The sequence below is a fragment of the Streptomyces lavendofoliae genome (assembly GCF_014649735.1).
GTDB lineage: Bacteria > Actinomycetota > Actinomycetes > Streptomycetales > Streptomycetaceae > Streptomyces > Streptomyces lavendofoliae.
In genome coordinates, this window is sequence record NZ_BMTP01000006.1 from 223,226 (window position 1) to 248,376 (window position 25,151).

Here is a 25,151-nt window from a genome sequence, read left to right on the forward strand (position 1 = left end):
GCGCCTAGGACGCGGCCTGCCACACGGTGGTGGCGTTGCAGAACTCCTTGATGCCGTGCCCGGACAGCTCCCGCCCGTACCCCGAGCGCTTCACCCCGCCGAACGGCAGCGCGGGGTGCGAGGCGGTCATCCCGTTGACGAACACGCCGCCCGCCTCCAGGTCCCGGACGAACCTGCGCACATCCTCGTCGTCGCGTGTCCAGACGTTGGAGCTGAGCCCGAAGTACGTGTCGTTGGCGACCTTCACCGCCTCGTCCAGGTCGGCCACCCGGTAGAGCGTGGCGACCGGTCCGAAGGTCTCCTCCCGGTGGATGCGCATCCCGGGAGTGATGCCGCTCAGCACGGTCGGCTCGTAGAACCAGCCGTGTTCCATGCCCCGCGGCAGGTTCCCGGGCCGGCCACCGCCGCACAGGACGGTCGCGCCCTGGCGCACGGCGTCGTCGACGAGTTCCCGGAGTCCGTCGCGCCCGGCCTCGCTGGCCAGCGGCCCGACGTCGGTGGACTCGTCCATGGGGTCGCCCACGGTCAGCGCGGCCATGCCGGCGGTGAACCGTTCCGTGAAGGCGTCGAACACGTCCGTGTGGACGATGAAGCGCTTGGCCGCGATGCAGGACTGGCCGTTGTTCTGGGCGCGGGCGGTGACGGCGACCTCGGCGGCCCTCTCGACGTCCGCCGAGGGCATCACCACGTACGGATCGCTGCCGCCGAGCTCCAGGACGGTCTTCTTGATCTCGTCGCCGGCGATGGCGGCGACGGAGCGTCCGGCCGGTTCGCTGCCGGTGAGGGTCGCGGCGGCCACCCGGTCGTCGCGCAGGATGCCCTCGACGGCGCGGGAGCCGACGAGCAGGGTCTGGAAGCAGCCCTCGGGGTAGCCCGCGCGGCGGAAGAGGTCCTCCAGGTAGAGCGCGGTCCGCGGAACGTTCGAGGCGTGCTTGAGCAGTCCGACGTTGCCCGCCATGAGCGCGGGCGCCGCGAAGCGGACGACCTGCCAGAGCGGGAAGTTCCACGGCATGACGGCCAGCACCGGGCCGAGCGGACGGTAGTGCACACGCGCGTGGGCCGCTCCGGCGTCCCGGACGTCGTCGTCCGGGGGCCGCTCGTCGGCGAGGAGCCGCTCGGCGTTGGCCGCGTACCAGCGCATGGCCTTCACGCATTTGGCCGCCTCCGCCCGGGCGGCGGTGAGGGGCTTGCCCATCTCCGTGGTCATCGTGCGGGCGATGTCGTCCTGGTCGGCCTCCAGCAGGCCGGCCGCGCGGTCGAGCAGGCGGGCCCGGTCGGCGAACGTGGTCCTGCGGTACTCGCGGAAGGCCGCGTCGGCGGCGGCCACGCGCCGTTCGATCCCGTCGGGCGTGAGCTCGTCGAAGGTCTTGAGCGTCTCGCCGGTGGCGGGGTTGACGGTCGCGATGGGCATGGGGGTCTCCTCGCAGTCGCTGCCTCGACCCTGCCGCGCCGGTCGCGGCGCCGCAACGCGAGCGTCCGCGGCGCGACGGCGGCGGGTTATGACGGGTCTGTCGGGTAACCCGTGGCGGTATGGCACACACAGGTGATGACAGGGAAAAACGCGCCGGGACGCCGGACCAGCCGACCGACCTGTCCGCGGGTTCGTGGCGGGCGGTCCTCAAGCGGACCGGCAAGGAGTTCATGGACGACGAGCTCCCCGACCGGGCGGCGGCCCTGACGTACTACAGCGTCCTGTCGATCTTCCCCGCGCTGCTGGTCCTGGTCTCGGTGCTGGGTGTGATCGGCGATTCGGCGACCCGGACGGTGCTGGACAACCTCCAGAAGCTGGCGCCGGGGCCGGTGCGGGACATCCTCGGGGACGCCGTGAAACAGCTCCAGGACAGTCCGGGCGCCAGTGGCGCGGTGGCCGTCGTCAGCCTGATCGGCGCGATCTGGTCGGCCTCGGGGTACGTGGGCGGCTTCATCCGTACCGCGAACGCCGTGTACGACCTGCCGGAGGGCCGCCCGGTGTGGAAGCTGACGCCGCTGCGGATCGGGCTCACGCTGGTGCTGATGGTGCTGCTCGCGGTGAGCGCGGTGATCGTGGTCTTCACCGGTCCGCTGGCGGCGCGCGTGGGTGAGGCCATCGGCCTCGGCGACGAGGCGCTCACGGTGTGGAACATCGCCAAGTGGCCGGTGCTGATCGTCCTGGTGATCGTGATGATCGCGCTGCTGTTCTGGCGGGCGCCCAACGTCCACGGCCAGGGCTTCCGCTGGCTGAGCCCGGGCAGCGTCCTCGCGGTACTGCTGTGGCTGATCGCCTCGGCCGGCTTCGCGCTGTACGTGGCGAACTTCGGCTCGTACAACAAGACCTACGGCACGCTGGCCGGTGTCATCACCTTCCTGATCTGGCTGTGGCTGTCGAACCTGGCCATCCTGCTGGGGCTGGAGCTGGACGCGGAACTGGCGCGGCAGCGGGCGATCAGCAGCGGCATGCCCGAGTCGGAGGAGCCGTACGTGGAGCCGCGGGACACCCGCAAGTGGCCCGAGGAGATGCGCGAGGAGATCGCGCACGACGAGCGCTCCGGCCGCGGCGACGACTCCCGCCCGGCCTGACGCCGCCGCCCGGGTACCACCGGCCGGCCGGTGGTACCCGGGAGTTCACACTCCTCGCGGGACGGGCCGGGCGTCGTCCAGGTCGTAGAGCAGACGCTGGGTCTCCGCCGCCAGTCCCCCGACCGAGGTGGCGGTCTCGTCGTCGTGCTCGGTGAGGCGGGCCTTCAGGCGCCGCTGCGCCGCCCACGCCCGCTCCAGGGCCTCGCCCCGGACGCCGCCGCCGTCCCCGGGGTCGTCGCGAACGGCGTCACGCGTCCCGTCACGGGCGGCGTCGGGAGACCCGGCACCGGGGCCGCCGGCCAGGGTCTCGCAGTCCGCCTCGCACACGTCCGCCAGGGCGTGCAGCAGTGCCGGGACCTCGCCGAGCACCGTGTCCGGCGGCGGCCTGAGCCGGGGGCGGTCCCCCGCGGCCTCGGCGAGCATGCCGGTGAGCGCGGTCAGGTGGTCGGCGACGCGCTCCCAGGCCGCGTCCCACTGGGTGGAGGGCAGCTCCGGGCCGGGCCTGCGGATACGGCGTCCGGGGTTGAGGCGCAGGCTCTCCCGGGTCCACATCCGGGCGTTGCGCAGGTCCGCGAGCCGCTGCGGCAGCCGCCGGGCGCGGGCGTGCCACTCCTGGGCCTGGCGCCGCTCGTAGCCCCGCTCCATCTCCTCGGCCATCGACCGCAGCAGTTCCCCGCCCTCCCTCGGCAGCCGGCACAGCGACTCATGGGCGTGCCGCAGGTGCACCGGCGGCAGGACGAGCGCGTTGACGCCGATGCCGATGACCGCGCCGAGGAGCGTCTCCAGCAGCCGGTGCAGGATGTCGAACCCGCTGAACGAGCCGTAGACCAGCACGAACAGCGCCGTGGTGGAGGCGTAGACGCCCTGGCCCTCGAAGCGGGAGTAGTTGCCGAGCAGCGCGGTGACGGGGAGCACGATCGCCATGGCCGCCATGGTGTTGCCGCCGGTCAGCCCGGCGGCGGCGGCCGCCAGCACGGTACCGGCGGCGATGAGCACCACCTGCTGGACGCCGGTCCGCACCGAGCGGTAGACGGTGCTCTGCACGAGCGCGACAGCCGTCCAGGGCGCCATGAGCGCCAGCGGTGCCTGCCACCACCAGCCGGCCACCGCCCAGGCGAGGATCGCCGCCCCGGCGGCCTTGACGGCCTGGACGGCCAGGTCGCGCTCCGGGCCGGGGCCGGTGAGGGCCCGGCGTACGGACCCTCCGACGGCGGCGGCCTCCCAGCCGGCCCCGTGCCACAGCTCTCGCGCGCGGGCCGCCGGGTTCACGGCAGCGGGGTGCCGCCGGTGGCGTTGACGACCTCCCCCGTGATGTAACTCGCCCCCGGTGCGGCGAGGAAGACGTACGCCGGCGCCATCTCCGCCGGCTGGGCGGGGCGTCCGAGCGGCGACTGCTTCCCGAACTCGGCCGTCTCGGGCATCGTCGCCGGGATGAGCGGCGTCCAGACCGGTCCGGGGGCCACCGCGTTCACCCGGATGCCGCGCTCGGCGACCATCTGGGCCAGGCCGTGGGTGAAGTTGACGATGGCCGCCTTCGTCATGGCGTAGTCGAGCAGCGGCGGGCTGGGCTGGTACGCCTGCACGGACGTGGTGTTGATGACGGAGCCGCCCCGGGGGATGTGCGGCAGGGCCGCCCTGGTCAGCCAGAACATGCCGTACAGGTTGGTCTTCATCACCCGGTCGAACTGCTCGGTCGTGATGGCCTCGATGCCGTCCGGCTGGGCCATCTGGTACGCCGCGTTGTTCACCAGGATGTCGATGCGCCCGAACTCCTCGACGACCCGGTGGATCAGGGCCCGGCACTGCTCCTCGTCGCGGTTGTCGGCGGGGGTGGAGATGACCTTGCGGCCGGCCTCCTCGACGAGCCTCGCGGTCTCGCGCGCCTCTTCCTCCTCCTCGGGGAGGTGGGTGAACACGATGTCGGCGCCTTCGCGCGCGTACGCCAGGCACACCGCGCGCCCGATGCCGGAGTCGCCACCGGTGACGACGGCGACGCGGTCGCGCAGCAGTCCGGTGCCCCGGTAGGAGTCCTCGCCGTGGTCCGGCGGCGGGTCCATCGGGCCGGTCCAGCCGGGGTGTTGCTGCTCCTGCTCCGGGAAATCCGGCCGCGGGTGCCGGGTGACGGGGTCCTGGGGCTCGCGGGGGTCGGTCATGGTCCGCCTTTCGTGTGGTCAGCGGTCGGTCAGGGTCGACTTCTCGCGTTCCCAAGACTCACGGACCGAACCATTCCCCGCGAATCAGGCGGTGGTCCGTCGGCCGGTCACACGGGGATGCGGGCCGACGGCGCGGCGATGGGCACGTCGTTGATCCCGGCGTAGCGCTTGCGCATCAGGCCGTTCGGGTCGAACTCCCAGTTCTCGTTGCCGTAGGCGCGGAACCACTGTCCGGCGGTGTCGTGGTACTCGTACGCGAAGCGCACGGCGATGCGGTCGCCGGTGAAGGCCCACAGTTCCTTGCGGAGCCGGTAGTCCAGCTCCCGCCGCCACTTGGCGGTGAGAAAGGCGACGATCTCGTCCCGGCCGGTCAGGAAGACGTCACGATTGCGCCACTCGGAGTCCTCGGTGTAGGCGAGGGCGACCTGCTCCGGGTCGCGGGTGTTCCAGGCGTCCTGGGCGAGGCGCACCTTCAGGCGCGCGGTCTCCTCGGTGAACGGCGGCAGCGGCGGTCGCACGGCGAGCTCCTCTCGACAGCGTGAGAACGATCGTTCTCACGCGCTCCGGTACCCTATGAGAACGATGGTTCTCAGGCAAGGGAGTGGCGCGATGGACGACGGGGAGGCGAGGACCCGGGTCCTCGACGCGGCCGAGGAGTTGTTCTACGGCCGGGGCATTCAGACCGTCGGCATGGACGCCGTGCGCGGCGCCTCCGGGGTCGCCCTGCGGCGCCTCTACCAGCTCTTCCCCTCCAAGGGCGCACTGGTGGAGGCCTACCTGCTGCGGCGCGACGCCCGCTGGCGCGCGGGCCTGGCCGCGTACGTGGACGCCGTGGACGCCCCGCCGCGCGAGCGGGTGCTGGCGGTCTTCGACTGGCTGCGCGACTGGTTCGAGGAACCCGGTTTCCGCGGCTGCGCCTTCATCAACTCCTTCGGTGAACTCGGCGCCACGTCACCGGAGGTGGCCGGCGCCGCGCGACGGCACAAGGAGGAGTTCTTCCGGTACGTCACCAGGCTGGTGGCCGCGGCGGGCGCCCCCGACTCGGCCGGGCGCCAAGTGGCCCTGCTCGCGGAGGGCGCCATGACGACCGCCGCCCTCACCGGTTCGTCCGCACCCGCCCGCGAGGCCCGGGATGCGGCCGCGGCGCTGCTGGACGCGGCGGTACGCCGCTGACCGGGCCGGGCGCGCGGACGGGCCGGCCGGGTGCGGCGGCCGCACCGCCGAACCGGTGAATCGGCACCACCGGGCGCATGTGGCACCGCCCTCCCCGCAAGGACACCCTGGGGTTCCGCTCTGCGAAAGGATGGAGATGCGCCTCGCACATTCCTCATGGGGTGCCGCCGCGCTGGCCCTCGTACTGAGCACGGCCGGATGCGCACCCGCCCGGGGCAAGCCGCCCGAGCCCTCCGCCCTCTCCGCCCTCCCGGTCGCCGCACCCGCCCCACCACGGCAGGAGGCGGCCGGAACGTGCCGCACACCGACCGGGAAGAAACGTCACTGCACACGGGTGCCCCGGCCGTACTACGGCCAGCGGATCGTCACCATCGACATCCTGGCCGGGTTCACCGCCCGCGCCGTGGGAGAGGCGGGCGGCGAGCGCACCCTGCGGGCCCGCATCAGGCAGGCCGTCACCTCCACCTCCCAGGCGTTCGCCGCCGGGGCGGTCAACGCCCGCCTCCGGCTCGCCGGCATCGTCCAGGCCAAGGTGCCCGCCCGGCTGGACCGGTCCGGGGACGCCCTGCTGAAGGCCGTCGCGCGGCGCGGCGACGGCGTGGCGGACCACCTGCCCGGCCTGCGCGACCGCGTGGGAGCCGACCTGGTCACGGTGGTGACGGGCAGCAACGGGCCCGCCGGGCTGGCCAACCGGCCCCGCCGCGTGACGTCCCGGACCAGCGCGCACGGGTACAGCCTGGTCGCCCAGAAGGCCCTCGCGCACCACTCGCTCGCCCACGAGATCGCCCACAACCTGGGCGCCATGCACGACTACGTCACCGCCCCGCGCGGCGCCAACAGCGCCCGCGGCTACTTCCCGCCCTCGGGCCGGTGGTCGACCCTGGAGGCGTACGAGTCGAGCTGCCGCAGGGCGACCGGCGGCCCGTGCCGGCGCATCAACCGCTACTCCAACCCCCGGCAGACCTACCGCGGTGAGCGGCTCGGCGCGCCGCTGGGCCGGTCGAGGCCCGCCGACACCGTCCGCGCCTTCAACGCCGTGGTGGGCATCGTCGCCGACTACCGCCGCCGCCCGGGGCCCTGACCGGTGGAGGCGGGCGGGCACAGGAGGGGCGGGGCCTGCCCGGCGACGGCGACGGCGGCGAGGAACGGCGGGTGGACTCCTCGCCCTTCCGGCACCTCGCCCTTCCCAGGCGCATATCGGTCGGAGCGGATAAAATTCCCATATGGGAGAGCGGCCTTATGAGTCCACCGCGCCCGAGCTGGTCCTCGACATCGACGGGGACTCCACCGTGATGAGTCCGAGTCGGGAGTACCACATCGGGCGTGACCCGGCGAGCGACATCGTCCTCGCCGACGCCCGCATCTCCTGGCATCACGCGGTGCTGCGTCCCGAGGGGGGACAGTGGACCGTTCAGGACGAGGGCAGCACCAACGGAACCTTCGCCGAGGGCAGACGCGTCCACGTGGAGGACGTCGGCCCCGGCAGCGTCCTGCGCTTCGGGCACCCGGCCGACGGGCCGCGCGCCACGCTGACGGCACCCGAGCGACCCGAGCGACCCGCGCCGCCGGAACCCTCCCCGGCGCCCGCCCCGTCGCCGTCCTGGCCGCAGGCCCCGCCGGGATCCCACGTCCCGTCGGGGCCCGGGATCCCGCCCGCGTCCCAGGTCCCGCCGTCCGCACCACGGCCGTCCTCGGTGTCGATGCCCGCGGCCACCGGCACGTTCCGGCAGCCGACCTCGATACGCCCGCTGCCCACCCGGACCGTACGCATCGGACGTGGCGCCGACAACGACCTGGTCGTCGACGACCTCACGGTCTCGCGCCGGCACGCCGAACTGCTCGCCCACCCGGACGGCACCTACTGGATCCACGACCTGGACAGCCACAACGGCACGTTCCTCAACGGACAGCCGGTCACCAGCGCCCGGGTGACGCCCGACGACATCGTCGGCGTCGGGCACTCGGCGTTCTGCCTCGTCGGCTCCCAGCTGGTGGAGTTCACCGACACCGGCGAGGTGTCCCTCGACGTGCAGGACCTGGCGGTCACGGTGGACCGGGGCCGCAAGACCCTCATCGACGAGGTGTCCTTCCCGGTCGGCGAGAAGTGCCTGCTCGGCGTCGTCGGACCCAGCGGTTCGGGCAAGTCGACGCTGCTCAACGCCCTGACCGGGCTGCGCCCCGCGGACCGGGGCACGGTGCTGTACGACGGCCGCGACCTGTACCGGGACTACGCCGAGCTGCGCCGCCGCATCGGCCTCGTCCCGCAGGACGACATCCTGCACCTCCAGCTGACCGTGCGCCGCGCCCTGACGTACGCCGCCGAGCTGCGCTTCCCCGATGACACCGCCCGCTCCGAGCGGCAGGCCCGGGTCGACGAGGTCATCGAGGAGCTGGGCCTGCGGCAGCGCGTCGACCAGCCGATCCACAGCCTGTCCGGCGGACAGCGCAAGCGGGTCAGCGTGGCGCTGGAACTGCTGACGAAACCGTCGCTGCTGTTCCTCGACGAGCCGACCTCCGGCCTGGACCCCGGCATGGACCGGTCGGTGATGCACATGCTGCGCGGGCTCGCCGACGACGGCCGTACCGTCATCGTCGTCACCCACAGCGTGCTGAGCCTGGACGTGTGCGACCGGCTGCTGGTCCTGGCACCGGGCGGGCGGATCGCGTACTACGGGCCGCCCGAGGACGCGCTGGGCTACTTCGGCTTCACCGCGTGGCCCGAGGCCTTCGAGGCGTTCGAGAACGACCGGGACCGCGACTGGGCGGGTCAGTACCGCGCCTCTCGGCTCCACCAGCAGTACATCGCGGGCGCCATGCAGCGGCCACCGCTGCCCGACGGCGCGGGGACGGCCGCGCCGCCGGCGCCACCGCCCAAGGCGCAGAGCTGGGGCGCCCAGCTGCGGACGCTCGTGCGGCGCTACACGGCCGCGCTCAGCGCCGACCGGACGTTCATCGCCATCATGATCGCGCTGCCGTTCGTGATGGGAGCGATGGCCAGAGCCCTGTCCGAGGGCCGCTTCGGCCCCGAGTCGACGATGAACGTGCTGCTGATCCTGTGCGTCGGCGGCGTGCTGACGGGCGCGGCCAACGCGGTCCGGGAGCTGGTGAAGGAACGGACGATCTACCGGAGGGAGAGAGCCGTCGGCCTGTCGAGATCGGCGTACCTGATGTCCAAGGTGGTCGTCCTCGGGGTGATCACGGTCGTGCAGGCCGTGGTCCTGACCCTGGTCGCGCTGATCGGCGTCCCGCTGAACGCCCCGGGCGGCAAGGGCGTGCTCATGCCGCCGCTCGTGGAGATCACCCTGGCCGTCGCCCTGCTGTCGTTCACCGCGATGATGCTGGGCCTGTTCGTGTCGGCGCTGGTGCGCAAGGAGGAGGTCACCATGCCGCTCCTGGTGCTCCTCGCGATCGTGCAGGTGGTGTTCTGCGGTGGCCTGCTGAAGATCCACGGGGCGCTCGTCCTGGAGCAGTTGTCGTGGCTCATCCCCTCCCGGTGGGCGTTCGGGGCGATGGGTTCGACGGTCGACATCCGGAAGCTGTCGCCGACCGACAAGACGGCGGACCCGCTGTTCGACCACACGGTGGCGGCATGGCTGCTCGACATGGGGATGCTGGTGGTCCTCTCCGTCGTCCTGGGGTTCCTGGTGGCGAGGCTGCTGCGCCGGCATGAACCGGTGATCATGCGGAAGTAGGCACGGTCGATGGTCTTTCCCGGCTCCGGCCCCTCCGGCGCGTACGAGTCCCCGGACGACGGCTTCCGGCCCAGCCATGTCGTGCCGGCCGAGGGGCTGCCCGCCTGGGAGGCGCCGGATCCGGGCCGTCCGACGGTGCCGCTGGACCCGTTCCTGCCCGTGCTGCTGCTGGAGCGGCTGGGCGACTGGGGCCGGGTGCTGTGCGCCAACGGGTGGTCCGCCTGGGTGGACGGGCGGCTGCTGGTGGCCGTTCCGCCCGACCCTCCGGCGGCGGGCCTGCCCATGGGCACGGCCACCGATCCGCGTCCGCTGCTCGCCAGGGCCGAGGAGGCGGTGAGCCGCTATCGGCTGGCGGCGGAGGACCTGGCGGCGGGGCGCGCGGACGGTGAGGTGTTCCGGCGCCGGACGCAGGGTCTGCGGATCGGGCTCGTCGTGGACGGCGAGTCGCTGTGGATGTACGACGCGCGGCGTGAGCGGTGGCTGTACTGCGACGGCGCGCGGCTGAGTACGTACGCCACCTCGGCCGGCCCGTCCGCCGCCGGGACCGGTCCGGCCGTCGGCGAGGAGCCCCCGCCGGTGGCCGCCCCAGCCGCGGGTGCGACCGCGGTGCCGGGCCCGCACGCGCCCGCGGGTCACGAACCCACTCGCGTGGTCGACCAGGCACCCACACCCGACACCGGCCCCGAACCCACCCGCGTGGTCGACCAGGCACCCACACCCGACACCGACCCCGAACCCACCCGCGTGGTCGACCAGGCACCCACACCCGACACCGACCCCGAACCCACCCGCGTGGTCGACCAGGCACCCACACCCGACACCGGCCCCGAACCCACCCGCGTGGTCGACCAGGTGGCTCCCGCCGGGACGGCTCCCGATGACGACGACGCGGACGGTCCGCCGGACCGGACGGGTGAGGGCTGATGACGGACCGCGTCACCCGCGACGACCTGCCCGGCGGGCGGCCCTCCGGGCTGGTCGGCAAGCGGATCGCGGACTACCGGGTGGAGAGCGAGATCGGGCGGGGCGGCATGGCCGTGGTGTACCGGGCGCTCGACCTGCGGCTGGACCGCGCGGTGGCGTTGAAGCTCCTCGCTCCCGAGCTGGCCCGCAACGACACCTTCCGCAAGCGGTTCGCGCACGAGTCGCGGGTGGCCGCCGCGATCGACCACCCGCACATCGTCCCGGTGTTCGAGGCGGGCGAGACCGAGGGCGTGCTGTACATCGCCATGCGGTACGTCGCCGGGCAGGACCTGCGGGCGCTGCTGGACCGGGCGGGGCCGCTGCCGCCCGAGCAGGCGGGGCGGATCGCCGCGCAGGTGGCGTCGGCGCTGGACGCGGCACACGCGCACGACCTGGTGCACCGGGACGTCAAGCCGGGCAACATCCTGGTCGCGCCGGGCACCGACAGCGAACACCCCGAGCACGTGTACCTCACGGACTTCGGTCTGACGAAGAAGTCCCTGTCCCTGACCGGGTTCACCAGTGTGGGCCAGTTCGTCGGGACGCTCGACTACGTGGCACCGGAGCAGATCTCGGGGCGCCCGGTGGACGGCCGGTGCGACGTGTACAGCCTGGGGTGCGTGGTCTACGAGACGCTGGCCGGGGTGCCGCCGTTCCGGCGGGACGATGACATGGCGCTGCTCTGGGCCCACCAGTACGACCCGCCGCCCCCGCTCACCGAGGAGCGCCGGGGGTTGCCGTCGGCGGTCGACGCGGTGCTGGGCAAGGCGCTGGCGAAGGCCCCGGAGGAGCGGTACGACACGTGCCTGCAGTTCGTGGCCGAACTGCGGGCCGCGCTGATGGGCGGCCCCGGCGCCGCGCTACCGCCGCCCGCGCCGCCCGCCTGGGCGCTGCCGGTGTTCCGGGAGCGGTGAGGACACGCCTCAGGCCGGGGTGCCGGGCCGCGTGGGGGCCCTGCCGCGCCGGCGTACGCGGGAAGCCAGCAGGCCGCCGAGGGGGCCGGCGACCAGGCCCCACAGCAGCGCGAGGCCGACGGCGGTCCACAGGTGCGGGTGCAGCGCCACCTGGCCGCCGAGGTCGTCGATCTCCACGATGCCCAGGATCGAAAGGCCCAGCCGGGCGACGACCCGGGTGACGGGGGCGACCGCGAGCATGGTGAGCGCGAAGGCGACGCCGAAGTGGAGGGCGTACCGCCACAGCCGGGTACCCGCCGGGGAGCGCACCGCCATGGCGAACGCGGCGGCCAGCAGCAGCAGGGCGGCGACGGGGATGAGCCACCAGGCCCGCCCGTCGTGCTGGGCGAGGGCGGCCACGTCCAGCGTGGTGTCCTCCGGGCCGCGCAGTGCCGCGTCCAGGACCTGCGGCATCGGCAGGCCGAACGGGCCCTCGACCCTGCCCTCCCAGGACGCGCCGATGCCCAGGCCCAGGGCGAGCCAGACGACGTTGGGCAGGCCCAGCAGGACGACGGCGAACGTCTCGGCGGCGTGGCCCCTGGTCGCCGCCACGAACAGGCCGGCGACCAGGCCGATGACGACGTACGCGAGGAGCAGGAGCAGCATGGCGAAGGCGGCCGGACGGACCGCCTCCTGGTGGCGTACCAGCCGGGTGGGGAGCGGGGCGCGGCGCGAGACCAGCAGGGCCATGGCGAGGACGCCGAGCAGCCAGACGAGGCCGAACAGCAGGGTGGGGCCGACGTCGGCGCGGAAGCCGACGGTGGGCGTCGCGTCGAGCAGCCCGCCGATGACGTCGACGGGTGAGCCGGGCGGCGCGAGGGAGAAGCTGTGCCGGGCCAGGGCCGCCAGGGCGGCGAGCCCGGCGAGCCACAGGACGGCGGTGCGGGCGACGCGGGCGAGGAGTTCGCCGGTTCCGGCCACGGCGCGGTGCCGCAGCGGCCGCAGGAAGGACCAGCCGGCCACCAGTGCGCCCGTGAGGGTGACGGACAGCGGCATGAGGGTGAGTTCCGCGTCCGTGCCGGCGAGACCCCCGGCCTGGCCGGAGACGCTCACCGAGCCGCCGGCGGCGATGACCACGACGGCGGCGACGACGCGCGGGAACGCGCCGCCCGGCAGGTCGGCGGCGCCGGCCGCCCACAGGCCGAGGGCGGCCACGACGGCCATGGCTGCCAGCGGGGCGAGCACGGCGACGAGGGCGTCGCCCCAGTCGCGTACGGCGCTGTGGGCGCCGCCGGCCGAGGGCGGCTCTGCGGGGTTCGGTGCGTGGGGTCCCTGGCGGATCACGGTGCCACGGTAAGCGCGTCGACGGACGCCCGCCTGCGGACGGCTCCGGACGGCTCCGGACGGCTGCGGCGTGTCACCGGGCGGACGCCCTCCGCTTGCGTACCGCACCCGATGGGAGCACACAATGGGCGCGGAACGGAAGAAAGGGAAAAACGTGACTTCCCAACCGCCCTCCGATCGCCCGACCGGCCCTCCCGCGGGCCCCATCTCGGGTCACTCCACGCCTCCTCCCGGCAGCCCGCCACCTCCCTCCGCCCCCGGAGGAGGAGGGTCCGGCGGTTCGCACCAGGCCGGCGGGCCGGGAGGTCCGGGCGGCGGGGCCGGCGGTGGCGCCGGCGGCCCGGGCGGCGGAGACCGGCCATGGTGGCGCTCCGTCCCCCGCGTCGCGCTCGCCGCCGCCGCGATCGTCGTCGCGGTGGTGCTGGCCGTCGTCCTGACCCGTCCGAGCGGCGGGGGCAAGGAGGGCGGGGGTGGTGGCGGGGGCGGGACGATCTCCCTGCAGAACGCCGCGGCCACCGGCCCGGACCCGTTCACGGACTCCACCGCGCGCGAGCCGGCCGACCCGGCCTCCCCTTCGGTGCAGGTGCCCACGACCGCGCCCCCGCCCGGCGACAACGCCGTCCGGCAGTACGACGGGGCCCGGCGCGGCCTGTACGGCGGCACCAAGAACACGGCGAGTTGCGACGTCGAGCGCCAGATCGAGTACCTGACCGCGGAGCCGGCCAAGAACCGGGCGTTCGCCGACGCCCTGCGCATCCAGCCGCCGACGGTGCCCGACTACCTGCGGGCGCTGACGCCGCTGCGGTTGCGGGCCGACACCTGGGTGACCAACCACGGGTACCGGGACGGGGCGCCCCGCGCGTACCAGGCGGTCCTCCAGGCCGGCACCGCCGTGCTGGTCGACAACCGCGGGGTGCCCCGCGTCCGGTGCGCCTGCGGCAATCCGCTCGGCGAGCCGGTGATCACCAAGACCGCTCCACGTCCCGTCGGCACACCCTGGCCCGGCTACCGGATGTCGAACACGGTCGTCGTGAAGCCGGCCCCGCGGGTGGTGAAGGTCTTCGTCATCGTCGACATCGACAGCGGTGAGTGGGTCGCCCGCCGCCCCGGTGACTCCAACGCCGACCGTGACCGGAAGACCGAGGCGCCGACGATCGCCCCCACCGACACCGCGACGTCCCCGCCCCCGTCCTCACCCAAGCCGAAGCCGCCGTCCTCCCCCGGCGACCAGCCCCCCGAGCCTCCGGTGAGCCCGGACACGCCGGACGCGCCGCGGTCCCCGGACACGAACACGGACACGGACACGGGCACGGGCACGACCCCCGAGCCACCCGGCGGTGAGACGACGGCCGAGCAGCCCCCCGGCGACGGCCCGCCGTCCGCCCCGTCGGCGCCCGCGTCCTGACGGCCGCGAACCCGCCCGGTGCTCCTTTCGGCACCGGGCGGGTTCGTGCGCGGGGCGGGGCTCCGTCCACCGGGCACGGCCGTGCGGACGGACCGGGCCAGGCTCGGGCTCAGCAGCGGGTTTCGGGAGATCAGCGATTCGGCGTCGCGCCGCTCCGGCGGGCCGTCCGCCGGTCCCGCGCCGCCGCGACGGGGGTCGTGCCGTCCGGCGGCGGGAGTTCACACGGGCGTCTGGACCCCGCGGAAGGAGGGGTCGTGGCGGCGCAGCCGGAAATAGCAGCGGACGGTGGTGCCCTCGTCCCCGGTGTGGACGCGTACGAGATCGGAGAGGTAGTTGACCAGGAGCAGGCCCCGGCCGCCGATCTGGCCCGGCCGGGCCGGGCGGCGCCCGGCGAGGGGGTCGGTCAGCCGGCCGCGGTCGCGCACCTCGCACACCAGGTGGTCGTCCTCGGCCCACACCCACAGCGTGCCGGCGCCGCCGCCGTGGACGACGCTGTTGGTGGTCAGCTCCGCCACCGCCAGGGCCACGTCGTCGTGCCGGTCGGCGGGCAGGCCCATCCGGCCCGCCCGCTCCAGCGCGAAATGGCGCGCGTCGGGGAGCCGGTCGGCGTCGTAGGCCAGCCGCGCCGCGCCCGGCGGGCGGGACAGGGGGAGGTTGTAGCCGCTGACGATCAGGTCCGGGGCGTAGGCGTCGCTGGCCCGCTCGACGCCGTCCTCGATCAGCACCGGGTGGGTGACGCGGGCGTCGGCCAGCACCGCCTCGTCCAGCTTCGCGGTGTCGTAGGGACACAGGATGGTCGCGTCGCGCCCGGCGAACGCGTGGTTGATCAGTGCCTCGTGCTGTGCGCAGGCCGGGTACTCGCCGGCGGTGCGGCCCTGCCAGATCGGTTCGCCGATGATGCGTACGCGGCGGCCGGGGTGGGCGTCGGCGAAGCCGCGCAGGACGCGCGGGATGATGCGGCCGGGGTTGCGGCCCGCCTGCTCCATGTCGAGCAGCTTCACGCGGTCGGCGTCGCCGCCCAGCGCCTCGCGCAGCAGGGCCAGTTTCTGCCCGGGAACGGCGACCGCGACCGGCTCGCCGGCGGCAAGGCCCCCTTCGACGAAGGGGAGCGTCCCGGCGAGGTAGTCCGTCTCGTCCGCGTAGAACAGGGCAGGGTGCGTGAACGGCTCGGCCGTTGGCGCCATGTCGCTCACTCCACCACCTCGATTGCCACCAGCTCCGGCCAGAACAGCTCCAGCACCCGCGTCAGCGAGGCCGGCGGCTTGCGGATCACCAGCCGCCGCCCGTCCGGCAGGCACTGCGCCGTGCGCGCGAGCGAACTCGCGCCGGCCACGTCGACGAAGGTGATCCCGGACATGTCCATGAGGATGTCACCCTCGCGGTCCACCAGGTCGCCCAGGAGCCGCTCCCAGGCGGGGAGCGTATCGAGGTAGACCTGCCCCGATACCCGGACGCAGTCCTTGGGCCCGCACTCGTCGGAAACCAAGGGGCGCCGTGGATGCCCGGACACGGACACGTCCTCGGTGTGCGGCACCGCCATCGTCCCTCCGTGATCTCTGCCCCGCATCCGACGGTACAGCCCTCGCCTCCGGGAACGAAGTCGGTTCCTCCCCCTGCGCCGGTTCCACGCGCGCGTTCTCACCTTTTCGACAGATATGTTCGCTTTAGCCTGGCGGCATGTCCGATACGCATGATGCCAAGGAATCCCGGGGCCCGTCCCACGGGGCCCACGGCCGTCCGCCGACGCCGGCCGACACCTGGGCGTCCTTCAAGGCGTCGCCCTTCCTGCCGGCCACCGTACTGGTGCTGATCCTGGCCGCGGCGGCCGCCCTGTTCGCCGGCTCGTACACGTACACCATGGCCAACCCGACGCCGCGCCACATCCCCACGGCGGTGGTCGGGCCGGTGGACACGGCGCAGGGCGCGAGGTTCGTCGACGGCATGGAACGGGCGCTGAACGCCTCGCTGAAGCTGCGCCGGTACGACGGCGCGGCCGAGGCGCGCCGCGCGGTGGACGACCAGGAGGTCTTCGCCGTGCTCACCGGCCGTCCGGGCGGCTCGGGGGTCCGGCTGGACGTGGTCGGCGCCGCGGGGGCGTCCGTGGCACAGCTGCTGGCCGAGGCCGGGACGAAGGTGGGCCGGACGACGGGCGTGCCGGTCGTGGTGCGGGACATCAAGCCGCTCCAGAAGGGCGACCCCCGGGGACTCGCGCTGTTCTACATCTCGCTCGCCGCGGTGATCATCGGCTTCGTGGGGGCGATCCAGCTGAGCGTGCACGCGCGGGGGCTGGACCCCGCCGAGCGGATCGTCTTCACCGTGGCGTACGCGCTGCTCGGCGGCTTCGCGATCGCGGCGGCCGTGGACTGGCTGCTGGGCGCCCTGGACCTGCCGTTCGCGGAGTCCTGGCTGATCCTCGCGCTGACGATGTTCACCTCCGGGATGGTCTTCACCATGTTCAACACGCTCATGGGGCGGTGGGCGATGCTGCCGACCTGGGGGCTGATGGTGCTGCTGGGCAACCCCTCCTCGGGCGGGGCCGTCTCCTGGCCGCTGCTGCCGTCGGCACTCGGGCACGTCGGGCGCTGGCTGCCGCCCGGGGCGTCGGTCAACGCCCAGCACACGGCCGTGTACTTCGGCGGACACCAGCACCTGTTCCCGTTCGCGGTGCTGGGCGGGTGGGCGCTGGTGTCCTGTGCCGTGTTCTGGTTCTGGCGCCACCGCCACCCGGGCGGCCGCGACCGGGTTCCGGCGCACGCGGCCTGACCCTCCCCGGCCGGGCGCCCGGCGACGGAGCGCCGTGACAGCGGTGCCGTCGCCGGGCCGGGCGCGGGGTCAGTCCGCGCCGAGCAGCTTCTTCATCCGGGCGATCTCGGCGGACTGGGAGGCGACGATGTCCGTGGCCATGGCCTTGGCGGGCGGGTAGGAGCCCTTGTCCCGCTCGGTCCTCGCCATCGCCACCGCGCCCTCGTGGTGCTTGACCATCAGCTTCAGGAACGCCGTGTCGAAGGCCCTGCCCGAGGACCGCTCCAGCTGCTCCATCTCCTGCTCGGTCATCATCCCCGTCATGCCGTCGCCGTGACCGGCGTGGGCCGAGTGGCCGGCGGAGGCGTCCTCGGCGGGAACCCGCTCGCCCCAGGTGGTCAGCCACCCGCTCAGGGTCCGGATCTCGGGGCCCTGCGCCTTCTTGATCGCGGCGGCCAGCTCCTTGACCTCCGTGGCGGAGGCCCGGTCCCGCGCCATGTCCGCCATGTCGACGGCCTGGCGGTGGTGAGGGATCATCCCCTGCGCGAAGGCCACGTCGGCGGCGTTGTGCGCGCCCTGGCCGGCGGTGGCCGGCGCGGAGGCGGACGGCGCGCTGCCGTGGCCCGAGTGGCGGGACGGCTCCGCGTCGTCGGTGCCGCCGCAGGCGGTGAGGGCGAGTGCGGCGGTGACGGCGGCGGCGGTGACGGCGGCCGTACGGGCGGGGGAAAGACGTCGTGCGGTCATGGGTGGTGCGACTCCTCGTACGCGTGGTGGAAGGGCTCACGGGCGCGGCGCCGGCCGCCCTCGGGGAGGACGGTGCGCCGCGCGGGCGTCCCTATATGCGCAGGAGTTGCAGCTGGGCCAGGTCGGGCGGAGCGCGGCCGGGCGCCGTCGCGCCGGCCGGGCGGGCGGGGGGCGCGGTGCCGTCCGCCACCGGGACGGTGCCGGCGGGCAGGGTCGGCTGTGCGGGTGCGCCGGACACCCCGGCGGCCGCGCAGGTGGAGTCCGCGTGCCGGGCGTGGCCCGCCCCGTCGCGGTCGGCGTCGACGTGCTCGCAGGCGTCACCCGTGACGTGGGCCGCCGGCCGTAGGTGGGCCGCCGGCCCGGCGTGGGCGTGTCCCCCGGCGTGTGCGGGGACGGCCGTGCCGGGCGCCAGTCCGTGCATGGCGAGCACCCCGGCCAGCACGGCCAGGATCAGCAGCGCTTTCCGGTACGCCGGGGGGCGTGCGCTGCGGGGGTGCCGGCGGGTGCTCATGGCGCCCATCGTAAGGGCCCTCGTGTCGGGCGCGCCGTAGGGAGCCGGGCACCTGTGGACAGACCGGGGCCCCCCGGACGGTCGCCCGTCCGGGGGCCCGGCCCAGCAACCCCTCGGGGGCGCTTGGAGTTAACGGGGCCACCGTGCCACCGTGGCGCCCCACGCCCCGGCAGGCAGGGCCCGGACACGGCGCGCCGTCACCTGTCCGGCCCCGGAGCGCGGGGACGGGCGGCTCCCGGACGGCGTGGTTCTTCACCACCCGGGCCTGCCCTGGGCGACCCCGTGCGTACCGGCGACCCCGTGCGTACCTCAGACCTGGCCGCGCCAGGCCCCGGTCTCCGTACCGCGTGACTCCATGAAGGACTTGAACCGCTTGAGGTCGCCGGTGACCTGCCGCTTGACGAACCCGAGCTTGTCGCCGACGGTCTCGGTGAGCCCCTCGGGCTCGAAGTCCATCTGGAGCATCACCTTCGTGGTCGTGTCGTCGATGCGGTGGAAGGTCACCACACCGGCCTGCTTCGCCTCACCGCCGACGGTGGTCCAGGCGACCCGCTCGTCCGGGATCTGCTCGGTGATCTCGGCGTCGAACTCCCGCGCCGCGCCGTTCACCTGGGTCACCCAGTGGGTGAGGGTCTCGGTGCGCTGCTCGATGCGCTCCACGCCCTCCATGAACTGCGGAAAGGTCTCGAACTGCGTCCACTGGTTGTAGGCGGCGCGCACCGGCACGCGGACTTCGATGGATTCCTCGACCTGCGACATGTGCTGTTGCGTCCTTCCCTGGTTCCGACCGCCCGGCCGTACGCCGGGCATCGACCGCATCGGTTCCTCGGGCCCTCGTATGCCCCCGACTCCCAAGGTCATGGCCCTTCGTTCGGGCCCGTTCGTCCCGGCCACGCACGGACACCCGTCGCGCGGGGGCACGGCAGGGAGGTGAGGAACATGCCGGGAGAGCAGGAGCTGCCCTCGACCTTGCGGCGCTCACCGGACAGCGCGCGGCGCACCTGGGTCAAGGCCCACGACTCGGCGGTCGGGGAGTACGGCGAGGGCGAGCGGGCGCACCGGGTCGCGTACAGCGCCCTGAAGCACACGCACGAGAAGGTGGGCGACCACTGGGAGCGCAAGGAGGGTGGTCGCAAGGGCCCGTCGGACCCGCTGGCGGCCCGGCCCCGGCAGCGGGGCGGCCGCAGTGGCGAGGGCGTCGACGAGAACGCCACCAAGCGGCACCTCTACGAGATCGCCGGGCGGCTGGACATCGCCGGCCGGTCCCGGATCTCCAGGGCGGAGCTGCTGGAGGCCGTCCGCAAGGAGAACAGGGCCCGCACGCGGCAGGCCCGTTCGTCCTGAGCGTCCGGCCCCGGTGCGGGCGGGACTCATGGGTGCCGGTGCCGGTGCGGGCGACGGGCGCGGGTGTCACGTCGAGGGCGAGCGCGAGGGCGGTGCCCGGCGCGGTGGGGGCCCGGGGCGGCGGCGTGCGGCGACGTGCGCTGCCGCGTGACGTCCGGTGGCGTGGCCGGTCGCGGGCCCTGGCAGGCCGGAGACGATCGAGGGTCGCGCCGGGCGGCGGCGTCGGGCCGGCTGCCGTGGCGGGCCGGGCGCCGCGGCGCCCGGGGTGGTGCCGGGTGTTGCGGCGGGCCGGGAACGCGGGCCGGCCAGGTGGGCCCGCAGCGCCGCGCCCGGGATGGGCGCCCGGCGGCGTCGTGTCGCCGACCGGCCCCGGCGGGTCGCCGCCTCGACCGGACCCGCCGACCCCGCCCGCTCCCCCGCGCGCGGGGCTCACATGACGAGGTGCGCCGGGATGTGCGTCACCTCCTCGATCTCGCCCCCGGCCTTCTTCATCAGATTGCGCGACAGCTCGTTGAGACACCGGGCCGCAGCGATCTCCTCGCCGACGCGCTGCTGGTCGCTGTCGCCGGGGTGCCGCTTGGCGTGGCCGTGGGCGCGCACTTCGGTGCCGTCCGGGAGCCTGACCAGGCAGGCCGCGCGGGTCCTGCCCGACTCCTCGTCCTCGGTGAACTCGATGTCCACGTGCCAGCCGACGATCGTCTTCATCCCACACACCTCCAGTCACTCCGTCACCCCTCCAGCGTGCACCCGCGGGTGCGGGCACGCCCGTTCGGGGGAGGCGCCGGTGAGGGCCGCTCCGGCCCGGGCGCTGAACAGGGCGCGGACACCCTCCGTACTAGGCGGTGAAACGTCTCTGCGGCAACGACAGGAGCGGTGATGGACGAGCGCGACGAGCCGACGGTGCGAGGACTCCAGGACGGTGGCGCGGAGGTCGCCGTGGTACTGCGGCTGCGCTGGGACGACATCGCGGCGCTGGGCCGGGAGGCGAGCCGGCTGGCCGAGCAGCGCGGCGCCCCGGTGAGCCTGGACGACGCGGCCAGCCACCGGCTGCGTACCTGGTCCTCAGTGGCGAACGCCCCCGACGAGCGGAGCAAGGCGGCACCGCCCGCCCCCGCCGCGGCTCTCTCCGGCGCCCCGGCGACCGTGCCGGAGCGGGCACGGCACCAGGTGGGACACCTGAGCGAGACCGCGCCGGTCGCGTCGATCACCGCGCACCCCGCGCGGCAGGCATAGGAATACCGATGGCTGCGATCGGCCTGCCCATTGGATCTTCCGCACTGTGCCGCCTACGGTCGGAGCATCGACCGCACACCCTGGGAGAAACACCATGTCGAAGATCCTTTTCGTACTGACCGGCGCCGACCACTGGACGCTCGCTGACGGCACCGAGCACCCCAGCGGCTTCTGGGCCGAGGAGGCCCTCGCCCCGTACGAGGCCTTCACGGCGGCCGGGCACGAGGTCGTGGTCGCCACGCCCGGCGGTGTCGTGCCGACGGTGGACCGGGCGAGCCTCGCCCCCGAGGTCAACGGCGGCCAGGAGAACGCCGACCGCGTGGCGAAGGGCCTCGCGTCCTTCACCGCGCTGCTGAACCCGATGGCCCTGGCGGACGTGAAGCTCGACGAGTACGCCGCGGTGTTCTACCCCGGAGGCCACGGCCCCATGGAGGATCTCGCCGTCGACGCCGAGTCGGGCCGGCTGCTGGTCGACGCCCTGGCGTCGGGCCGGCCGCTCGGCGTGGTCTGCCACGGCCCGGCGGCGCTCCTCGCGGCCCGGGGGGACGACGGCGGCAACCCCTTCGCGGGCTACCGGATGACCGGCTTCACCAACGCCGAGGAGGTCCAGGGCGGCCTCGCCGACAAGGCGAAGTGGCTGCTCCAGGACCGTCTGGAGGAGATCGGCGTCCGCTTCGAGGAGGGCGAGCCCTGGGCCCCGAAGGTGGTCGTCGACCGCAACCTGGTGACCGGCCAGAACCCCGCCTCCTCCGCACCCCTGGCCGCCGAGCTGCTGAAGCTGCTGTAGCCGTTCGCGCGGCGTCCGCTGTGCCCGCCGGCCCGGCGCCCGGCGGGCACGCGCCCGCCTGCCGCGCGGGAAGGCCCCGGCGGGCGGCGCGGCCCCCGTACCCGCTGCGGCATTGGGGTGGTCTTCCCCCGGCGGGCGCCACCGTGCGACGGGGGGCGCGCCCCGGCGGGAAGGGTCCGGGGGGAGCCCACACGGCCGGGCCCCGTGAGGCGAGCGGAAGGAAGACCCCCATGACGAAGGACGAATCACGGTACGAGGCCGGGCGCGCCCCGTCCGGCCGGACCGCGGCGGACCGTTGCGGATCCCCGCGCGACAAGGGCGGGCGCCGCTCATGAGCGGGGGCGGCACCGACCGGGAGGAGACCCTGCGGCGTTTCGACGAGGCGGTGAACATGACCGCCGGGGAGCTGGAGGAGTGGCTGGGTACGGAGGAGTCCCGCGGCGCCGGGCAGACGGACGGCTCCGGTGAGAGCGTCGGCCACGCGTCCGGGCGCCGCATCGTCGACCTGCTGCGCACCAAGAAGCCGGATCTGACGGACGACGACCTGGCCCACATGCGCAAGGTCGTGGGGTACGTGCACCGGCACCTCGCGCAGCGCCCCGAGGGGGACGTCACCGGCACCCGCTGGCGCCACTCCCTGATGAACTGGGGCCACGACCCGTCGAAGTGACCGGGCGTCCACCCGGGAGCACCCGCCGCCCCGTCATGGAGCCCCCGCCGCCCCGCCGGGCACCCCGCCGTCCCACCCGGACGCGCCCTCGCGGCGCCCAGGCGGGTGGGACGCCGGAGTAAAAACGGGATAAAGGGGATCAGCAGGGGTAATCGCGCCTTAAGCGATGATCCGGGCGGCCGGTGCGGTCGTCCCCGGGAGAGAGAAGCCTGATCATGAACAGCAGGCGTGGTACCGCCGCGACCCCCCGGACCCCCGTGCAGCAGGCCGCGCTGCTGGTGGGTGCCGTGTTCCTTCTGTTGGGCGTGCTGGGGTTCATCCCCGGGATCACCACCGACTACGACTCGCTGCGGTTCGCCGAGCACGACTCGGAGGCCAAGCTGCTGGGCTTGTTCCAGGTGTCGGTGCTGCACAACCTGGTCCACGTCCTGTTCGGCCTGGCCGGCCTCTCGATGGCCCGCACGGCCTCGGCCGCCCGGTCCTTCCTCATCGTGGGTGGCGTGATCTACCTGGTGCTGTGGCTGTACGGGCTGTTCATCGACCACGACAGCAGCGCCAACTTCGTACCGTTCAACACCGCCGCCAACTGGCTGCACTTCGCGCTGGGGGTCACCATGATCGCCCTCGGCTACCTGCTGGGCCGCCGCCGAGCGGTCCGCTGACGCGACGGCGCGGGCCGGCGTCCAGGTTCGTCCGCCCGCGCCGCGGCGCCGGCCCGGCGGGTTCGCCGCGCCGGCGCTCCGGGCCCGGCTCCGGGGCGCGGGTCCTTCCCTCGCGCGGTCCGGGTCAGTCGCGCGGCTCGCCCCGCCGTACGCCGACCGCGGCCAGGACGGCGCCCGCCGCGCACAGCACACCGGTGACGAGGGCGGCGGTGTGGACGCCGTTCATGAACGCCTGGCCGCTGCCCTCGACGACGGCGGCCCTCAGCTGTGCGGACATGTCCCCGCCCACCGGGGCGACACCCATCGACACCGCGTCCTCGGCCTCGTGCAGCCGCGCGGCGAGGGGCGCGGGTACGCCGGAGCCGGTGAGTTCGCCGGTGAGCGTGGAGCCGACCCGGCTGCTGATGAGGGACACCAGCACCGAGGTGCCGAGCGCGCCGCCCACCTGGAGCGCGGTGGCCTGGAGGCCGCCGGCCACACCGGCGTCCGCGACCGGGGCGCTGCCGACGATGGCGTCGGAGGAGGCCGCCATCACCATGCCGACGCCGAGGCCGAGCGCGATGAAGGGCGGCCACATCGCGGCGTACGAGGAGTGCACCCCCCAGCCGAGCAGCCCGAACGAGGCCCCGGCCTGGAGGGCCATCCCGAGCGGCATCGTCAGGCGGGCGCCGAACCGCTCCGTGAGCTTGGCGCCCAGCGGCGAGGCGACGACGGAGGCGAGGCTCAGGGGCAGGGTGCGCACGCCCGCCTCGACGGGGCTGAAGCCGCGGACGTTCTGCAGGTACAGCATGACGAAGAAGATCACGCCGAGGAGCACGAAGAAGTTGACGGCGGTGATGACCGTGCCGATGGTCAGCGCGGGACTGCGGAACAGCCGCATCGGCAGCAGCGGGTGCGCGACGCGCGTCTCGTACCAGCCGAACACCACCAGGACGACGAGTCCGGCGGCGAGCGTGGCGAAGGTCGACCCGGAGGCCCAGCCCCATGTCTCGCCCTTGACGACGCCGAAGACCACGACGAGCAGGCCGAGCGCCAGCAGGACCACGCCGGGGACGTCGAAGCGGTGGCGGCCCTCCGGGCTCTTGCTCTGCGGGAGGACGAAGGCGCTGAAGGCGAGCGCGAGGACGCCGATGGGGGCGTTGATGTAGAAGACCGACTCCCAGGTGACGTGCTCGACGAGCAGTCCGCCGACGATGGGGCCGAGCGCGGTGGAGACGGAGGACACCATGGCCCAGATGCCGACGGCCATGCCGAACTTCTTCGGCGGGAACACCGCCCGCAGCAGACCGAGGGTGTTGGGCATCAGCAGCGCGCCGAAGAAGCCCTGGGCCGCCCGGAAGGCGATGACGCCCTCGATGGAGCCGGCCAGGCCGATGGCGACGGAGGCGCAGGTGAAGCCGGCGACGCCGATCAGGTAGTACGTGCGCCGTCCGAAGCGGTCGCCCAGCTTGCCGCCGAGGATCAGCGCGGCGGCCAGGGCCAGCAGGTAGGAGTTGGTGACCCACTGGAGGTCGGCGGTGGAGGCGTGCAGGTCGCGGCCGATCTCCGGGTTGGCGATCGCGACGACGGAGCCGTCCAGGCCGACCATGAACAGGCCGAACGCGACGGCGATCAGGGTCAGCCAGGGGTTGCCTCGGCGGCCTCGCGGGGTGGCCGGGGCGGCGGGCGTGGAGTGCGCGGGCAGGGGTGAGCGGTCCACGGTGGTGGAGGGCATGGGAGTGGGGTGCTTCCTGGTGCGGTGCGGACGGACGGTGCCCGTCTCAGCGGGCGGCGGCGGGGTGGAGGTGCCGCGCCAGTCCGTGCAGGGCGCCGAGGGCGGAGCCCAGGGCGTCCCGCTCCCCGTCCGTCAGCGCGTGCAGCGCCTCGGCGACGTACCCGTCGAACAGCTCCCGGACGGCCGCCAGGCGGCTGCGGGCCTCGGCCGTGAGGTGCAGGTGCGCGACGCGCTTGTCCGCCGGGTCCCGGCGGCGCTCCAGCATGCCGCCGGCGGTCATCTGCGAGACCAGGGCGCTCACGTTGTTGGGCTTCATCAGCAGGACGTCGGCGGCCTCGCGCACGGTGATCCCGTCCCGCTCCCCCACCAGCCGCAGCAGGGCGAGCTGCCCCTCGGGCGGCCTGGGGTGCGGGAAGTCCTGGGCGAGGCGCCGGTCGAGGGCCCGCTGGAGCACGGGCAGGACGGCGGCGAGCCGGGCGGCGACGTCGCCGGTGTCCTGCGCGGACGTGTCGGAGGCGGGCATGCCGGCAAGCTTAGGTACGTCTACATACCTATGTCAACATAG

General features: G+C 74.2%; 26 protein-coding genes. 13 read left to right on the top strand and 13 right to left on the bottom strand.

Going from position 1 to position 25,151, the window contains the following annotated elements; translation table 11 throughout:
* Window positions 1-4: 4 nt before the first annotated feature.
* Window positions 5-1,411, bottom strand: coding sequence for an NADP-dependent succinic semialdehyde dehydrogenase (locus IE109_RS13820; protein ID WP_189551126.1), 1,407 nt, complete (start codon window positions 1,409-1,411; stop codon window positions 5-7).
* Window positions 1,412-1,530: 119 nt separating this feature from the next.
* Here IE109_RS13820 and IE109_RS13825 point away from each other — a divergent pair, with 119 nt between their 5' ends.
* A complete protein-coding gene (locus IE109_RS13825; RefSeq protein ID WP_189551127.1) occupies window positions 1,531-2,556 on the top strand; it encodes a YihY/virulence factor BrkB family protein in 1,026 nt (341 codons plus the stop codon).
* A 45-nt stretch (window positions 2,557-2,601) separates the two neighbouring features.
* Here the strand turns inward: IE109_RS13825 and IE109_RS13830 are convergent, their stop codons facing one another.
* From IE109_RS13830 to IE109_RS13840, 3 genes are all read right to left on the bottom strand, one after another.
* Window positions 2,602-3,825 (bottom strand): FUSC family protein, encoded by a 1,224-nt coding sequence (locus IE109_RS13830; protein ID WP_229890997.1) that lies wholly within the window; start codon window positions 3,823-3,825, stop codon window positions 2,602-2,604.
* Window positions 3,822-4,709, bottom strand: a complete 888-nt coding sequence (locus tag IE109_RS13835; RefSeq protein WP_189551128.1) for an SDR family oxidoreductase — start codon at window positions 4,707-4,709, stop codon at window positions 3,822-3,824. Before IE109_RS13835 ends, IE109_RS13830 begins: the two co-directional genes overlap by 4 nt.
* Window positions 4,710-4,816: 107 nt before the next feature.
* Window positions 4,817-5,227, bottom strand: coding sequence for a nuclear transport factor 2 family protein (locus tag IE109_RS13840; protein ID WP_189551129.1), 411 nt, complete (start codon window positions 5,225-5,227; stop codon window positions 4,817-4,819).
* 91 nt (window positions 5,228-5,318) lie between these two features.
* Here IE109_RS13840 and IE109_RS13845 point away from each other — a divergent pair, with 91 nt between their 5' ends.
* The 5 genes from IE109_RS13845 to IE109_RS13865 all read left to right on the top strand — a co-directional run bounded on the left by IE109_RS13845 (window position 5,319) and on the right by IE109_RS13865 (window position 11,451).
* Window positions 5,319-5,882, top strand: a complete 564-nt coding sequence (locus IE109_RS13845) for a TetR/AcrR family transcriptional regulator (RefSeq protein ID WP_189551130.1) — start codon at window positions 5,319-5,321, stop codon at window positions 5,880-5,882.
* A 136-nt stretch (window positions 5,883-6,018) separates the two neighbouring features.
* On the top strand, window positions 6,019-6,963 hold the full coding sequence (locus tag IE109_RS13850) for a zinc-dependent metalloprotease family protein (RefSeq protein WP_189551131.1): 945 nt from the start codon (window positions 6,019-6,021) through the stop codon (window positions 6,961-6,963).
* A gap of 142 nt (window positions 6,964-7,105) precedes the next feature.
* Entirely contained in the window at window positions 7,106-9,574 is a 2,469-nt protein-coding gene (locus IE109_RS13855; protein WP_189551132.1) for an FHA domain-containing protein, read from the top strand.
* 9 nt (window positions 9,575-9,583) lie between these two features.
* Window positions 9,584-10,498 carry a hypothetical protein gene (locus IE109_RS33135; RefSeq protein WP_229890999.1) on the top strand — a complete coding sequence of 305 codons (915 nt, stop codon included), beginning with the start codon at window positions 9,584-9,586 and terminating at the stop codon, window positions 10,496-10,498.
* Complete coding sequence (locus IE109_RS13865) at window positions 10,498-11,451, top strand: serine/threonine-protein kinase (RefSeq protein ID WP_189551133.1); 954 nt, start codon at window positions 10,498-10,500, stop codon at window positions 11,449-11,451. The genes IE109_RS33135 and IE109_RS13865 overlap by 1 nt, the downstream gene beginning before the upstream one ends.
* Before the next feature lie 9 nt (window positions 11,452-11,460).
* Here the strand turns inward: IE109_RS13865 and IE109_RS13870 are convergent, their stop codons facing one another.
* Window positions 11,461-12,774: a streptophobe family protein gene (locus tag IE109_RS13870; RefSeq protein WP_268251473.1), complete on the bottom strand. Its 1,314-nt coding sequence runs from the start codon at window positions 12,772-12,774 to the stop codon at window positions 11,461-11,463.
* A gap of 415 nt (window positions 12,775-13,189) precedes the next feature.
* Here IE109_RS13870 and IE109_RS33715 point away from each other — a divergent pair, with 415 nt between their 5' ends.
* On the top strand, window positions 13,190-14,179 hold the full coding sequence (locus IE109_RS33715; protein WP_268251474.1) for a DUF6777 domain-containing protein: 990 nt from the start codon (window positions 13,190-13,192) through the stop codon (window positions 14,177-14,179).
* 218 nt (window positions 14,180-14,397) lie between these two features.
* On the opposite strand, the gene IE109_RS13880 is transcribed toward IE109_RS33715, so the two are convergent.
* Window positions 14,398-15,363, bottom strand: coding sequence for an anti-sigma factor RsbA family regulatory protein (locus IE109_RS13880; RefSeq protein ID WP_189551135.1), 966 nt, complete (start codon window positions 15,361-15,363; stop codon window positions 14,398-14,400).
* 5 nt (window positions 15,364-15,368) lie between these two features.
* Entirely contained in the window at window positions 15,369-15,719 is a 351-nt protein-coding gene (locus IE109_RS13885) for an STAS domain-containing protein (protein WP_189551136.1), read from the bottom strand.
* A gap of 137 nt (window positions 15,720-15,856) precedes the next feature.
* Here IE109_RS13885 and IE109_RS13890 point away from each other — a divergent pair, with 137 nt between their 5' ends.
* Window positions 15,857-16,942 carry an ABC transporter permease gene (locus IE109_RS13890; protein WP_189551137.1) on the top strand — a complete coding sequence of 362 codons (1,086 nt, stop codon included), beginning with the start codon at window positions 15,857-15,859 and terminating at the stop codon, window positions 16,940-16,942.
* A 69-nt stretch (window positions 16,943-17,011) separates the two neighbouring features.
* Here the strand turns inward: IE109_RS13890 and IE109_RS13895 are convergent, their stop codons facing one another.
* The 3 genes from IE109_RS13895 to IE109_RS13905 form a co-directional block, all read right to left on the bottom strand.
* The gene (locus IE109_RS13895) at window positions 17,012-17,665 is read right to left on the bottom strand and encodes a DUF305 domain-containing protein (protein WP_189551138.1); all 654 of its coding nucleotides are present in this window, start codon (window positions 17,663-17,665) and stop codon (window positions 17,012-17,014) included.
* Between the two features lie 91 nt (window positions 17,666-17,756).
* A complete protein-coding gene (locus IE109_RS13900; RefSeq protein WP_189551139.1) occupies window positions 17,757-18,176 on the bottom strand; it encodes a DUF6153 family protein in 420 nt (139 codons plus the stop codon).
* 309 nt (window positions 18,177-18,485) lie between these two features.
* Window positions 18,486-18,935, bottom strand: a complete 450-nt coding sequence (locus tag IE109_RS13905) for an SRPBCC family protein (RefSeq protein WP_189551140.1) — start codon at window positions 18,933-18,935, stop codon at window positions 18,486-18,488.
* Between the two features lie 180 nt (window positions 18,936-19,115).
* On the opposite strand from IE109_RS13905, the gene IE109_RS13910 reads away from it, so the two are divergent.
* Entirely contained in the window at window positions 19,116-19,520 is a 405-nt protein-coding gene (locus tag IE109_RS13910; protein ID WP_189551141.1) for a ChaB family protein, read from the top strand.
* A 429-nt stretch (window positions 19,521-19,949) separates the two neighbouring features.
* Here IE109_RS13910 and IE109_RS13915 read toward each other — a convergent pair whose 3' ends face one another.
* Entirely contained in the window at window positions 19,950-20,225 is a 276-nt protein-coding gene (locus IE109_RS13915; protein ID WP_189551142.1) for a DUF1876 domain-containing protein, read from the bottom strand.
* Between the two features lie 171 nt (window positions 20,226-20,396).
* Here IE109_RS13915 and IE109_RS33145 point away from each other — a divergent pair, with 171 nt between their 5' ends.
* The 4 genes from IE109_RS33145 to IE109_RS13935 all read left to right on the top strand — a co-directional run bounded on the left by IE109_RS33145 (window position 20,397) and on the right by IE109_RS13935 (window position 22,872).
* Entirely contained in the window at window positions 20,397-20,753 is a 357-nt protein-coding gene (locus tag IE109_RS33145; protein ID WP_229891001.1) for a hypothetical protein, read from the top strand.
* Window positions 20,754-20,847: 94 nt separating this feature from the next.
* Window positions 20,848-21,540: a type 1 glutamine amidotransferase domain-containing protein gene (locus IE109_RS13925; protein ID WP_189551143.1), complete on the top strand. Its 693-nt coding sequence runs from the start codon at window positions 20,848-20,850 to the stop codon at window positions 21,538-21,540.
* 331 nt (window positions 21,541-21,871) lie between these two features.
* Window positions 21,872-22,210 carry a DUF3140 domain-containing protein gene (locus IE109_RS13930; RefSeq protein WP_189551144.1) on the top strand — a complete coding sequence of 113 codons (339 nt, stop codon included), beginning with the start codon at window positions 21,872-21,874 and terminating at the stop codon, window positions 22,208-22,210.
* Window positions 22,211-22,425: 215 nt separating this feature from the next.
* Window positions 22,426-22,872 (top strand): DUF4383 domain-containing protein, encoded by a 447-nt coding sequence (locus tag IE109_RS13935; RefSeq protein ID WP_189551145.1) that lies wholly within the window; start codon window positions 22,426-22,428, stop codon window positions 22,870-22,872.
* A 124-nt stretch (window positions 22,873-22,996) separates the two neighbouring features.
* Here IE109_RS13935 and IE109_RS13940 read toward each other — a convergent pair whose 3' ends face one another.
* Both IE109_RS13940 and IE109_RS13945 read right to left on the bottom strand, forming a co-directional pair.
* Window positions 22,997-24,586: an MFS transporter gene (locus IE109_RS13940; RefSeq protein ID WP_189551146.1), complete on the bottom strand. Its 1,590-nt coding sequence runs from the start codon at window positions 24,584-24,586 to the stop codon at window positions 22,997-22,999.
* Window positions 24,587-24,632: 46 nt separating this feature from the next.
* Window positions 24,633-25,109 carry a MarR family winged helix-turn-helix transcriptional regulator gene (locus IE109_RS13945; protein ID WP_189551147.1) on the bottom strand — a complete coding sequence of 159 codons (477 nt, stop codon included), beginning with the start codon at window positions 25,107-25,109 and terminating at the stop codon, window positions 24,633-24,635.
* Window positions 25,110-25,151 lie beyond the last annotated feature (42 nt).